Source organism: Arthrobacter sp. Soil761 (assembly GCF_001428325.1).
Classification (GTDB): Bacteria; Actinomycetota; Actinomycetes; order Actinomycetales; family Micrococcaceae; genus Arthrobacter.
Genome location: NZ_LMSF01000012.1, coordinates 459,835 through 472,879, shown reverse-complemented (window position 1 = coordinate 472,879; position 13,045 = coordinate 459,835). Strand labels below are relative to the sequence as shown.

12 protein-coding genes are annotated in these 13,045 nt (G+C 63.9%); 6 read left to right on the top strand and 6 right to left on the bottom strand.

Going from position 1 to position 13,045, the window contains the following annotated elements:
- Positions 1-53: 53 nt before the first annotated feature.
- Positions 54-428 (bottom strand): UBP-type zinc finger domain-containing protein, encoded by a 375-nt coding sequence (locus tag ASG79_RS23070; protein WP_082581721.1) that lies wholly within the window; start codon positions 426-428, stop codon positions 54-56.
- Positions 429-662: 234 nt separating this feature from the next.
- Between ASG79_RS23070 and ASG79_RS10300 the strand changes: the two genes are divergently transcribed.
- Positions 663-2,414: an FAD-dependent oxidoreductase gene (locus ASG79_RS10300; protein WP_056390606.1), complete on the top strand. Its 1,752-nt coding sequence runs from the start codon at positions 663-665 to the stop codon at positions 2,412-2,414.
- A complete protein-coding gene (locus ASG79_RS10295) occupies positions 2,398-3,273 on the top strand; it encodes a hypothetical protein (protein ID WP_056390603.1) in 876 nt (291 codons plus the stop codon). Before ASG79_RS10300 ends, ASG79_RS10295 begins: the two co-directional genes overlap by 17 nt.
- A gap of 23 nt (positions 3,274-3,296) precedes the next feature.
- Here ASG79_RS10295 and ASG79_RS10290 read toward each other — a convergent pair whose 3' ends face one another.
- The 5 genes from ASG79_RS10290 to ASG79_RS10270 are packed head-to-tail and all read right to left on the bottom strand — an operon-like array spanning position 3,297 to position 8,991.
- A complete protein-coding gene (locus ASG79_RS10290; RefSeq protein WP_018769425.1) occupies positions 3,297-4,463 on the bottom strand; it encodes a hypothetical protein in 1,167 nt (388 codons plus the stop codon).
- Between the two features lie 11 nt (positions 4,464-4,474).
- Positions 4,475-5,764, bottom strand: a complete 1,290-nt coding sequence (locus tag ASG79_RS10285) for a glucarate dehydratase family protein (RefSeq protein WP_056390601.1) — start codon at positions 5,762-5,764, stop codon at positions 4,475-4,477.
- A 40-nt stretch (positions 5,765-5,804) separates the two neighbouring features.
- Positions 5,805-6,716: a carbohydrate ABC transporter permease gene (locus ASG79_RS10280; protein ID WP_018769423.1), complete on the bottom strand. Its 912-nt coding sequence runs from the start codon at positions 6,714-6,716 to the stop codon at positions 5,805-5,807.
- Positions 6,713-7,663 (bottom strand): carbohydrate ABC transporter permease, encoded by a 951-nt coding sequence (locus ASG79_RS10275; RefSeq protein ID WP_056390598.1) that lies wholly within the window; start codon positions 7,661-7,663, stop codon positions 6,713-6,715. The genes ASG79_RS10280 and ASG79_RS10275 overlap by 4 nt, the downstream gene beginning before the upstream one ends.
- Positions 7,660-8,991, bottom strand: coding sequence for an ABC transporter substrate-binding protein (locus ASG79_RS10270; RefSeq protein WP_056390595.1), 1,332 nt, complete (start codon positions 8,989-8,991; stop codon positions 7,660-7,662). The genes ASG79_RS10275 and ASG79_RS10270 overlap by 4 nt, the downstream gene beginning before the upstream one ends.
- A gap of 87 nt (positions 8,992-9,078) precedes the next feature.
- Between ASG79_RS10270 and ASG79_RS10265 the strand changes: the two genes are divergently transcribed.
- The 4 genes from ASG79_RS10265 (at position 9,079) to ASG79_RS10250 (ending at position 13,013) form a co-directional block, all read left to right on the top strand.
- On the top strand, positions 9,079-9,924 hold the full coding sequence (locus ASG79_RS10265; protein ID WP_235509783.1) for an NAD-dependent epimerase/dehydratase family protein: 846 nt from the start codon (positions 9,079-9,081) through the stop codon (positions 9,922-9,924).
- A gap of 37 nt (positions 9,925-9,961) precedes the next feature.
- Positions 9,962-10,771 (top strand): IclR family transcriptional regulator, encoded by an 810-nt coding sequence (locus tag ASG79_RS10260; protein ID WP_018769419.1) that lies wholly within the window; start codon positions 9,962-9,964, stop codon positions 10,769-10,771.
- Between the two features lie 68 nt (positions 10,772-10,839).
- Positions 10,840-11,772, top strand: a complete 933-nt coding sequence (locus ASG79_RS10255; protein ID WP_026265790.1) for an ABC transporter ATP-binding protein — start codon at positions 10,840-10,842, stop codon at positions 11,770-11,772.
- An 8-nt stretch (positions 11,773-11,780) separates the two neighbouring features.
- Positions 11,781-13,013, top strand: coding sequence for an ABC transporter permease (locus tag ASG79_RS10250; RefSeq protein WP_056390591.1), 1,233 nt, complete (start codon positions 11,781-11,783; stop codon positions 13,011-13,013).
- Positions 13,014-13,045 lie beyond the last annotated feature (32 nt).

Sequence of the window (13,045 nt, the reverse complement as noted above, 5' to 3'; positions counted from 1 at the left end):
CAACGGAATTCTCGCCTGCCCCGGTGACAGCAGGGGTGATACCCGGTCCGTGGTTACCGGTGCAGGCGCTCACGCCAGTCTGCGGGTACCTTGTCTGGCGGTGCAGGTGCTGGCTGCTCAGGTGGCCTGGACTGGGGATCCGGAAGCCTTGGACCACGGAAGAACTTCTTCGTGGTGTGATCGTAGAACCATTCCTCCCCGGGTTCGAAAGACCGTACGACAGGGTGGCCGGTGGCGCGCGCGTGGGCACTGGCATGCTGCGAGGGAGATGAATCGCAGCATCCAATGTGGCCGCACTGGGCGCAGCGGCGAAGATGCAGCCACCAGCCTTGGCCGTCACCGTTGAGGCAGTCCAGGCACCCTGATCCGCTGGGCTTGGCGGCGAGGCTGATTCCAGGAGGAGGGCGGTTTTCCTCGGGGTCTTCCATTTCATCCCTCCGGTACTGCTCAGGTTCGGGTCCCTGCTTGCCTGCCGTCGGAGCCATTCTGGCAGAATTCGCGCGCCCCCGGAATGACAGAATCGAGGTAAAACCGGGGTCCCAGACAACTCCGTCCCCGGTGGCGAAGGAACGTCCCGGAGGCAAGGGAGAACCCTTGTCCCCAATGTCCTTGCGCGAGTATCGTGAGCGCCACCGAACCATAGAACCGGAAAGACGGCGGCCATGGATGACCCGGTTCCGATCATGCTGATTGCCACCACCGACGCGACCTCCCGGCGCATGCTCGGAGATGAGTTGCGCCGACGGTACGGTGCCGATTACGAGGTGGCCTGCGACGGCCACGCCCACGGACGGGCGGTGCTGGAGGGGCTCCGTCGCTGGAACCGCCAGGTCGCCCTCATTCTCGGGTGCTACGGTCCGGCTGACCGCGGGGGACTTGATTTCTTGCGGCGTGCCTACGGCTTCCACCCGGCCGCCAAACGCGGTGTTGTGGTGACATGGGGTGACTTCGAAAGCGCCCCGACTGTGTTCCGGGCGGTAGGGCAGGGGTACGCCGAGCTGGTGATCATACGTCCGGAACGTTCACGCGACGAAGAATTCCATGGGGCGATAACCGACGCCCTTGATGACTGGCAGTTGGCCCAAGGGGTGGGGTTTGAGGCGGTCCGGCTGATCGGGGACATAGGCGACGAAAGGACGCATACGCTGCGCGACTCCCTGAGCCGGAACCACATCCCGGTGGGCTTCCACCCAGTTGGGTCCGAGACGGCGGAACGGACGCTGAAGAGCCTGGGCCTGCGCCATCCCGCGCTGCCGGTCCTGGTGCTGGAGTTCACTGCTTCACCAGTTGTCCTTGAGAACCCCAGTGACCTGGAGATCGCCGAAGCGATGGGGGTAACGCGGCCTCCTCCGGCGGACAAGATCTTCGATGTGGTGGTTGTGGGAGCAGGCCCCTCCGGTCTCGCGGCCGCCGTGTATGCCTCCTCCGAGGGCCTTTCGACCATGGTGGTGGAGGGGGAGGCTGTGGGAGGCCAGGCCGGCACCAGCTCGTTGATCCGCAACTACCCTGGCTTTTCACGCGGTGTGAGCGGCGCCCACCTGGCCTACCGTTCATTTCACCAGGCCTGGACTTTGGGCGCTGACTTCCTGTTCCTGCGGAAGGTGGCGGGGCTCAGCGCGGACGGCCCGCTGTACACTGTGTCGATTTCCGATGGGAGTGCGGTGCGGTGCCGCGCAGTAGTGGTGGCCACCGGTGTGGACTACCGCCGCCTCGGCATACCCCAACTGGAGGATCTGGTGGGCAGAGGCGTCTTCTACGGGGCCACAGTCTCCGAAGCGCCGTCGATGGCCGGAAAGCATGTCTGTGTCGTGGGGGGCGGCAACTCGGCCGGACAGGCGGTTCTGCACCTTGCGAGGTATGCGAAAAAGGTAACGCTGCTGGTGCGTGGACCCACCCTGTCCGCCAGCATGTCGGAATACCTCATTTCCCAACTTGAAGCCACCCGGAACGTCGCGATCCGCTTTGGCACCGCAATCGTGGGGGCCCGGGACCAGGACGGATTCCTTGCCGCCGTCAGGGTCGCCGCATCCGGAGCAGCCGAAGCAATCGCGGGCGAGGAGATCGAAGCGGGCGGCTTGTTCGTGCTGATCGGTTCAGTGCCGCGGACCTCCTGGCTGCCCGACACCGTAGAGCGTGATCCGGCCGGTTTTCTCCTTACAGGTGCCAGGGCTGTCAGTGACGCCGGGATGGACAGGGCTCCGCTGGCGCTGGAAACCAGCATGCCCGGCATCTTCGCGATCGGTGACGTGCGGGCCGGTTCCATCAAAAGAGTGGCCACCGCAGTCGGGGACGGTGCCACCGTGGTCTCAATGCTTCACGCCTACCTGGCCGAAAACCCCCTCCCGGCCTCGCCCCCTGCCGCTGGCGGGCCGGCCGCACCCGAGGAGCAGCCCGGTGATGTCCGCTTCAACTGAGGCCATTCCACTGATTGCACCGATGCGGTGGCTGCTCTACGTCGCTGCATTCCTGGTGTTTCTTGCCGGGCTCGTGCTGTTCGTGTTTCCGCTCCGGACCGATGAATTCTTTGCATGGACGGTCAATCCGCCCATGACGGCGGTCTTCCTCGGGGCGGCATACTGGTCGAGCGCCGGCTTGGAGGTGGCGGGCGCCCGTTCGGCAGGTTGGGAGTCGGCGAGGCTGGCAGTATGGCCCGTGTTCGTCTTCACGACACTGACCTTGGGAGTCACCCTGCTGCATCTCAACCGCTTCCACCTGTCACCGGACACGGCCCCCACCGCCCAAATAGCCACCTGGGCGTGGCTGGCAATCTACGCCATCGTGCCCGTGGCAATGGCCGTCACCAGCTGGATGCAGATCCGGTCCCGGCGTCCTGCCCCCAAATCCGTAACGGCGGGACTGCCAGTGCTGCCGCCTGCGCTCCGAATGCTCATGGTGGGTATCGCCGGGGTGCTGCTCATTTACGGCCTGGCACTCCTGGCGGCACCCATTCCTGCCGCGAAGTGGTGGCCGTGGCCACTGTCCGAGCTCACTGCGAGGGCGATCGGGGCGTGGCTGATCGGTCTTGGGTGGTCTGCGGCGCAGGGCCAGTCGAGCCGCTACCTCCATACCGTCCGGCCCGTGGCCCTGACCTCCGTTGTCTTCGTCATTCTGCAGGCGCTTGCCTTGCTGCGGTACGGCGGTGCCCTGGCATGGCAGAGCGCCCCCGCAATCGGCTTCGTCACCATGCTTCTTGCCATTGGAGTTGCCGGCGGATGGGCACTCGGGCTTTCCCGTTCGGCGACTTCTTCCCGGGGTCCCGTTCCATCGGCGTGAGCCTGATCGGCAGCGCTGAAACCTCAGCGCAGACTCATCAGTCCTCCCGCAACAGCGGAGAGGCGCCGGGAGGAGGCAAGCCCGAGGTGATACACGTGCAGTTCCCTGGCTCCCGCTGCACAAAGCACCTGCCACTCGCTTGCCAGCCTGCCGCCGTCGGCCGTCTTCGGCGGCAGCGCCAGGACATACGCACCCACCCGCAAACCGGCGGCCAACATGGCTTCGACCGTCACGGCGCCTTCGCTGGGCTCGCCCCAGCAAGGTACGACGGCGGTGAGGTCACCCCGGTGCCCCCAGAGCCTGCTCCTGCGGAGCGCCTCCACCGGAACGAAGGGCCCCGTGGCCCAGGGGTCCGGCGTGGCGTGCAGCGACAGCCGGGGGCGGGAGCCGGTGGCTTCGATCGCTGCCAAGCACTCATCCAGCAGCATCGCCGTTGCATCCCACCGGACCTCCAGGAGGGGAAGGAACGCCGCTGCCCCGGACGCAAATGCAGCTGTCATTCGGGCATCATCGGCCTGCGCGACGGCAGAGCGGACCCGGCTTTGATACCCGGCGGCGGGCAACCCGCGGGCCTCGTACCCGGTGGCGCATGCATCGCAGAAGCACAGCGACAACAGCGCCTGCACCCAGGTTGAGTACTCGGCTCCCTCGGTCTTCTCATGCCGGTTCTGGTGGCTGAAACCCAGCGGACCCGCCGCTTCGAGGATTAACCCGTCCGGCTGTCCCATCTCCAGGACTTGGCGCACCAGGGACGCAGCGTAGGAGCGGACCTGAGGCTGCGACGGGCACAGCGCGTACCTGTAGACCTCGTCGAAGGCATTTTGTACGCAGAGGCCGGGGCTGTTTCCGCCCACTGCGCTGGAGTGGGTCAGCACCGTCCACGCGTCCACGGGAAGGCCCTCCGCCTGAAATGCCGCTGCGGCCTCGCCGAATCCGTTCTCCGTCCCGGTCCATTCCCTCGCGTTGCCGGGTATCAGCTGCCGGCCTGCGAAAGCACCGCCTTCCGGAACGTAGAGGGCTGCCGACCGGGCGTCCACGACGCGCCGGGTGGGATGCCGTGGGGTTCCGGCCCGCACCGAGTGGTATGCGGCCGCAAGCGCCACGCGGTCAACGCCGGTGTCCCTGACCCATGACACCGCCTTCGGGTCGCCCAGTACATCCCACGGATAGAGATAGCCGGTAACCTGCATCACCTGCGGACCTACCACCGGGGGAGGGCAGCCGTGAAGTCGGGGACAAAACGCTGCATGTAGCCCGTGTCATCCCGCGCCGTCATGCGGGCGTCCAGGTACTGCTGGTGGAGCTCAGCCAGTTTCTCCCGGTTCAGCTCCACGCCAAGGCCGGTGCCGGTGGGAACCGGCACGCTGCCGTCCACAAACTTCAGGACTCCGGGCTTGACCACGTCGTTGTGCCCGTTCCAGGGATAGTGGGTATCACAGGCGTACGTCAGGGCGGGCGTTGCGGCGGCGACGTGGACCATGGCAGCAAGGCTGATGCCAAGGTGGGAATTGGAATGCATGGACAATCCTATTCCGAAGGTTTCGCAGATGGTGCCCAGTTCCCGGGTGTGGCGGAGGCCGCCCCAGTAGTGATGGTCACCGAGGATTACCTGGACGGAATCGAGTTCCACACTCTTTTTGATGTGGTCGAAGGCCACGACGCACATATTGGTGGCAAGCGGCATGGGGGCAGCAGCCGCGACCTGGCCCATTCCCTCCAGGCCCGGCGTCGGATCTTCCAGGTACTCAAGCAGCCCGCTCGTTTCGGCCGCCACCCATTTCGAGGTCTCCACCGTCCAGGCAGTGTTGGGGTCCAGCCGGAGCGGAAGGTCCGGGAACGCTTCACGCAAAGCCCGGATAGCTTCAATTTCACGGGCGGGTGGAAAGACGCCGCCCTTGAGTTTGATGGATTTGAATCCGTACTCGGTGATCATCCGGCGAGCCTGCCGGACGATGCCCTCCGGATCCAGCGCCTCGCCCCAGCCGTCGGAAATGGCCGGGCGTCCATCGTGAGCAGGGTGTTCAGCCCACTTGTAGAAGAGGTAGGCGCTGAAGGGGACCTCGTCCCGCACAGTGCCGCCGAGCAGTTCGCTCACGGTCCTGCCCGTTGCATGCCCCTGGATATCCAGGGCAGCGACTTCGAAGGCGGAGAAGACGGCAGCCCGTTCAAAGGCAGAGAGATTTGGGTCCAGCGCCTGGTTGATGAGCCGCTCCATTGTGGAGGTTTCAAAGATACTGACGCCCTTGATGGCATTGGCGCCGGCGGCGAGGTTGTCCAGGCGGCTCTGGCCGCCGGCACATTCGCCCAGGCCCAGGAGCCCGTTGGCGGTGCGGACTTCAATGACCACCCTATGGACCAGGGGCTCGTGGACGCCGACGGCGTTCAGGAGCGGCGGATCGGAAAAGGCGATCGGTGTGATGGTGATGTCGTTGATCGTCAGGTCTGCCGCGGTGGGTGCCGCGGTGGCAGGAACAATTGAGCTGATATTCATGGAAATTCTTTCGTGGAGGGTTGGGGAGGCCGGGCCTTCCCTAGCCCTTGGTTGCGCCCGAGGTGATGCCGCGGATCATGGAGCTTTGCAGGAAGAGGTACACCAGGAGGCTGGGAATCATGGCCATCAGGGCACCCGCCAGCAGCACGCCGGGTCCGACTGTGGTGTCGTTGCGAAGTACCGCCAGTGCCACGGTCAGGGTGTAGTCTCCGGGGTCATTGGCCGCGATGAGGGGGAGGAGGTACTGGTCCCAGACCATCATGAAGCCGAAAATCCCGATGACGCCCAGCGCCGGCTTGCACAGAGGCAGGATGATGGTGAAGAGCATGCGGAACTCACCCACCCCGTCAAGCCGGGCAGCCTCCTCGATTTCCGCTGGAATCTCCTTCATGAATTCGCTCATGATGAAGATGGAGAAGCCCCAGATGCCCACCGGCAGGATGACGGCAAGGACGGTTCCCCGCAAACTGATGCCCAGCAGCGGGAGGTCACCCAACACCAGGGACAGGGGGATGCCGATGATCTCCTCGGGGAGCATCATGGTCATCAGGACCAGCAGGAGGACCAGGGCCTGTCCCCGGAATTTCCTGCGGCTGAGGCTGTAGGCGGCGAACACGGAAACGGTCATTTGGAGCAGGAGCCCTCCGCCGGCCACCACCAGGGAGTTCAGCAGGTAACCCCACAGACCCTGCTGCTGTGCTGCCTGGAAGTTCTGGAGCGTGAATGTCTTGGGCAGCAGCGAAATCTCGGTCGGGCTGGAGTTCCGGTCAAAAGCGCCGGAGATGATGGCCAGGAACGGCAGGGCGAAAATGCAGAACACCAGTGCGCAGAGCAGCATCCGCAGGACCATGTTGGGTCCAAAACGGGGCGACCATCCCAGGGCCGTGTCGAACCTGGCGGAGGACGACGGCCTGGCCGTGCGGGAGTTCTTTCGGGTCAGTGTCTGGCTCATCGTGCTGCCTTCCTTTTGGCCAGGAGCTGGGTTCCAACGGTCAGGAGCAGGGTGGCCACCAGGAGCAGGACTGCCGCGGCAGAGGCCACGCCAATATCGTTCCGCTGGAATCCCAGGGAATACATGCGGGTCATCCACACCTCTGTTGAGCCGGCCGGGCCGCCTCCGGTAAGTACGTACACTTCCGTGAAGCTGCGCAGGCTGCGGATGGCTGCCAACGTCAGGACGATCACCAGTGAAGGACGAAGGGCCGGCAGCGTGATGTACCGCAGTCGCTGCCAGACCGTGGCTCCGTCCACGCCCGCAGACTCATATAGGGAGCGGTCCACCCCGGTGAGCCCGGCAAGGATGATCACCATGTTGTAGGGCGCGCCGCTCCAGATGCCGACGACGGCGATGGACCACAGTGCCGTGTCCGTACCGTTGAGGAACTGCAGCGGGCCGAGTCCTAGCCAGCCCAGGATGCTGTTGAGGGGTCCGTCCGGTGTGGGGAAGTACAACAGGCGCCAGATTTCGCCCACCACAGCCAGCGCCGTGACGACAGGCAGGAAAATGGTGGTGCGGAGGATCCACAGTGACCGTGCCTGCCCTTCCAGGAGCAGGGCCAGAAGAAAGCCCACCACCAGTGCGCCGAGGGTCTGGGTGACGCCCAGGACCACAGTGTGTCCGAGGGCCTCCAAGAAGCGTGCATCCGTCAGCACGCCAACATAGTTGTCGAAGCCGACGAAAACGTCACCCAGGAACGGCTGCACTTTGAAAAAGCTCAGCCGAATGCCTTCGGCCATGGGGATGAATTTGAAGTAGAGGCCCAGGACGGCGGCCGGCACCAGGAACAACCAGATGGCCATGGTCTGTCTGCCGTTGCGGCGTTTGCTGCGGGGGGCCGGTGGCGCTGACTCCGGCTCCGCCGTCAAGGCACCTGCCGGTTTCGTTGGTGTTGCGGTCATGACTTGGCGTTCTGGCTTGTCAGTTCGTTGGTGATGGCCGAGTCGAGATCCTTAAGGCCGGACGCCACGTTATCCGCCGCGCAGTCCGAGAAGATCTTGTTCAGGGATTCGGCGGCTGCCTGCTTGATCGGCACGAAGTTGATGGCCGAGGGGAAGGACTTTGACGAGTTCTTCAGCGCGTCCTGGACGACGGTCCACCGGGGATCGTTGTAGACGGCGGCAGCATCGACGTCGGAATTGACGGGTACGCGGACAATCGGCTGCTTGCCGGCGGTCATGCCCGCCTTTTGCCCGTCGGCGGACACGAGGTAGTCGATAACCTGCTTTGTCTGGTCCTTTTTGCCGTTGGTGGCAGTGACATAGATGTTCTCGCCTTCGGCCAGGACTGTGTTGTCCACCGAACCCTTGGGAGTTTCGATGACTTCGTACCGGTCCTTGCCCAGCGCCGTATCAAACGAGGAGAAGTTGTAGGGGCCGGTGAGAATGATCCCGGTCTTTCCGGTCTGGAAAAAGGGTGACGCAGCGCTGGTGGCCGCCGTCAGTGCGCCCGGCTGCGTGTTGCCGGGCGTGCAGAACTGTTGCTTGATCCAGGTGACGCCTTTCTGGCTTTCACTGCTTGCGGCGGAAGCGGTGTACTTTCCGTTGCCGTTGTCCTTCAGGTAGGCGCCGCCGTCCTGCCAAAGGTACGATGAGGCCCACCAACCCAGGTATCCACGTTCGGTGGATCCCGGAACGGTCATCCCGAAAGTGTCTGCCTGGCCATTTCCGTCCGGGTCCTGTGTAGCGAATGCGGTGGCCAGCGCCGCGAGGTCTTCCTGCGTCTTGGGAACGGGGAGACCCAGCTTCTCGCGCCAGTCCTTCCTGATCATGGTCACCATCGTCTGGCGAGAGAACGGGACCCCGTAAGTAGCCCCGTCCTGGCCCACTGCCTCATTCCACAGGGAGTCGGAGATCTTGTCGCCTCCGTCCACCGCTGACTTGTCCAGTTTCTGCAGGTAGCCCTGGGAAGTGTAGTTGCCAAGAGCCGCGGAGTCGTTGATGACGATATCCGGAAGCTTCTTGGAGGCCGCCCTGGTCTGCAGTTGCTGGTCCAGGTCCGGCACCCCCTGGAAGTTGACCGGGATACCGGTCTTTGCCGTGAATTCCTTGAACAGCGCCGCGTAGGTCGTGGAGGCGTCGGTGCCGGCGCGCGCCCAGACCTCGATGGGCTGGCCGTCATCCTTGGCCGCAGGGGCGGACGACCCGCTGCCACAGCCCGTCAGCAGGGTGGCTGAGGTCACCGCCAATGCCAGAGCCGCACGGGAGCGTGCCTTGAGCTTCGAATCCACTTTGATTCTCCTTTTACATATATAAACATCTGCTACCATGTGAAACATACTTCATGAGAGTATGATTAGCATCACAGGCTGTCAACCATGGGAGGAAACTTGCCGGCAGCACAGAAAGCACAGGCGATCGCGATGACGGGTGGTGCCGGCATGATGGCCACGTTGCTGCGTCCCTACCTTGCTGATGCCGGATATGAAGTCCGGCTGCTGGACCTGGTGGAAGCCCGGAATTTGCGTCCCAACGAGGTTGCCCTGGTGGGATCCGTAACTGATCCAGATTTCATGAACACGTCCCTCAGGGCCACATCCGGGGTTGTCCACCTGGGCGGACTCCACCGGGAAATGACCTGGCAGGAAATCGTTGCCACCAACATCACCGGCACCCAGGTGACGCTGGAAGCAGCCCGCCGCAACGGCGTCGAACGCGTATTGCTGGCCAGTTCCACGCACGCCGTGGGCTTCCACGACCTTGCTGATGCCGCGGCGGATGCTGTACTTCCGCCGCGGCCCGATACGTACTACGGGGTCAGCAAAGTGGCCGCGGAAGCGCTCGGCAGCCTGTATGCGGACAAGTACGGAATGAAAGTGGTCAGTGCCCGGATAGGTACCGGCGGCCAGCGCCCGGGCAACGCCAGGACCCTTGGTTCGTGGCTTTCCCCGGCGGATTCGTTCAGGCTCGTGGAGGCGGCGTTGAACGACCTCGGTGCCCCGGGCCATCACGTGGTGTGGGCTGTCTCGGCCAACACCCGCGGCTGGGCGAACCTCCAGGCAGGACGGCGCATCGGCTACGACCCGCAGGACGACGCGGAGCTCTATGCCAATGAGGTCGATACTTCCGGGGGGAACGCTGAAACGGGACTCCTTGGCGGGTTTTGGGCCAGCGATGGTCATAGGGTAGGTATGGACAACTACCCGCACCTGGCCGCGAAATGAGCTGCCGCAGTCCGGTGCGGCGAAAGGGGGAGCGGTAATGGCACCGCTGGATGTACAGGCCGGCACGCGGGGGGACGCGCCCGGCGACGTCAAACTGGTCAAGTCCGCAGAGCGGACCATCGCCATCCTTGAGCTCCTGGCGTCCGCTCCGCAGCCGCTCACCACCGCCGAGATCTTCAAGCAGACCGGGTATCCCCGTTCCAGCCTGCACTGGCTGCTGTTGACGCTCCTGGAGCTCAACTGGATCGAGCAAACACCGGAGGGCGCCTATAGGATCGGCACGCATGCCCTGCTGTGCGGTACGGCGTACCTGGACAGGGATCCGGTGATGGAACACGTTTCGGCCATTCTGGAAAAGGTCCGCAATGCCACGACCTTCACTACCCACTACGCCCGCATCGACCGGTCCGACGTCATCTATCTTGCAACCCGGCAGGCTGTAGACCGGCGCCGGCTGTCCTCAAGGGTAGGGCGCAAGCTTCCGGCCCAAGTGACGGCCCTGGGCAAAGCCATCCTCTCCGAGTACACGGATACGGAGGTCCGGCAGCGGCTTGGCGGCGGGCCCTATCCCCAGCTGACCCCGAACAGCGTCCCTGATTTCGAGGCGCTTCAGGCCGAGCTGACTGAGTTCCGGAAGACGGGCCATGCCATTGAGTGGGAGCAAAACACGGTGGGGCTTTGCTGCGTTAGCGTGGTGGTTCCGTACCGCATCCCCGGGACGGACGCCATGAGCTGCTCCATGCCGGTGGAACTTGCCACAGACGACGTCATCTCGAAAACCGTGGAGACGCTCCACTCAGCCGCAGGTGAACTGGCCCGGACCCTTCGTGCCGCGGGGATCCGGTAGGTCCGGAGTCTGAGCCCAACCGGGCACTTGCGCGACACGAGCAGATCGGTAACCGCTAGTCTGAAACCATGACGATGGGGGACACGGCGCAGGAGCCGCTGGTGCACATTCAGGACTTCCGGATGGACTTCGGGGACACCACGGTCATCCGGGATCTGTCCTTCGACGTGCACGCGGGGGAGACGTTCGGTTTCCTGGGGTCCAATGGATCCGGGAAGACCACCACTTTGCGGGCGCTGCTGGGCATCTACCAGCCCACCGCGGGGATCCTGCACATAGGGGGCAAAGCCTTTGAGCCCCGCGACGGGGCCCGTCTCGGATACCTGCCGGAAGAGCGCGGCCTGTACAAAAAGGAACACGTCCTGGATGTCATGGTCTACTTCGGCCGGCTCAAGGGCCTGTCCAAGGCCGCGGCCCGGTCCTGGTCCGGACACTATTTGGAGCGGGTGGGTCTGGCCGACAAGGCAAAGTCCCGGTTGGACAAGCTCTCCAGCGGCCAACAGCAAAAGGTCCAGTTGGGCGTGACGATCATGAACGATCCCGAACTGCTTATTTTGGACGAGCCGACCAAGGGCTTTGACCCCGTGAACCGGCGGCTGCTGATGGACATTATCGAAGAGCACAAGCGGGCCGGCGCCACCGTCATCATGGTCACCCACCAGATGGAAGAAGTCGAACGGCTGTGTGACCGGGTAATCCTGCTCAAAGACGGAGTCTCCCACGCTTACGGGACGGTGGAAGAGGTCCAGGAAGAGTTCGGCGGCACCGTCTACCGGGTCACCCACGACGGACCGTTGCCCGCATCGGCACTGTTCGACGTCGTCGACGACGTGGACGGGGTCGCCGAACTGGCGCCGCGCCCCGGGTCCAGTGAGGCCGCGGTGCTGCGCGAGCTGGTCGAAGCCGGGGCCGTGGTCCGGTCATTCACGCCGGCCCGGATCTCCCTGGATGAGATCTTCATCAAGGTGTACGGCGAACAGCACGAACTGGCGGAAGGCTGAACAGGGCATTGGGACAGCACAACCTTGGGACCGTGATCGCGTTCGAGTTCTTCCGGACCATCAAGAAACGGGGCTTCGTCATCGCAACCCTGGCGCTGCCGGTCATTCTCATCATTATCTTCGCCCTCGTGTACGCGTCCAACGCCAGCACAAAGGACAGCGCCGCCGCCCAGAAGAGTGCGACGTTCGCTTTCATGTACACGGACGCCTCTGGAATCATCATGGCGTCTGCCGCCGAGTTGGCCGGCGGAACAACTGCCAGCGACCCCGAAGCCGCGATCGCTGCCGTGAAGGACGGCGCCTCGGAGGCATACTTCGCCTACCCTGCCGATCCGGCCAAAGAGCCGGTGAAGGTGTACGGTGCGGACAAAGGCACGTTTGAGAACGACAAGTACGAGGCCGTGGCCAAGCAGCTGCTCGCGGTCTCGGCCCAGCACCAAGTCGGCTCACCCCAGCTGACGGCGGCCCTGACCGGGACCGTAAAATTTGACTCCGAAATATTCAAGGACGGCAAGGCCGCCGCGGGCGTCGGCGGGATCATTCCACCACTGCTGTTCCTGGTCATCTTCTATTTTTCGATGATCCTTCTTTCGAACCAGATGCTGAATTCCACCTTGGAGGAGAAGGAAAACCGGGTCACTGAAATGATCCTGACCACCCTAAATCCAACCACCCTGATCACCGGCAAGATCATCTCGCTGTTCGCCGTCGGCCTGGTCCAGATCCTGGTGTTCCTGGCCCCGGTCGGATTGGCCTACCTGTTATTCCGGAACCGCCTTGCCCTGCCCGAGGTGGACCTGTCATCCCTGGTCTTCGAACCCGGCCCCATGATCACAGGGGCCCTTCTCACGCTGGGTGGATTCGCCGTCTTTACCGGGGTCCTGGTGGCTATAGGGGCGATCATGCCGACCGCCAAGGAAGCCGGGACCGTCTTCGGCCCGCTTGTGGCCATGATGTTTATCCCCTTCTACACATTCAGCCTGATCATCTCCAACCCGGGCGCGCTGATCGTGCAGATCTTCACCTACTTCCCGCTGACCGCTCCGGTGACCGCCCTGCTCCGCAACGGGTTCGGCACCCTGAACCCAGTTGAATCCGCCATCGTCATCGTCGAACTCTTCGTCGTCGGCCTTATTATCCTGCGGCTGGCTGTCCACCTGTTCCGGTACGGGTCCATCGAATACGGCCGGAAACTCTCCATCGCCGGAACCTTCCGCCGCCACGACCTGGCCACCAAGTAGGCGGGGCGGGTGGCAGGCATAGCGTAGGGAAT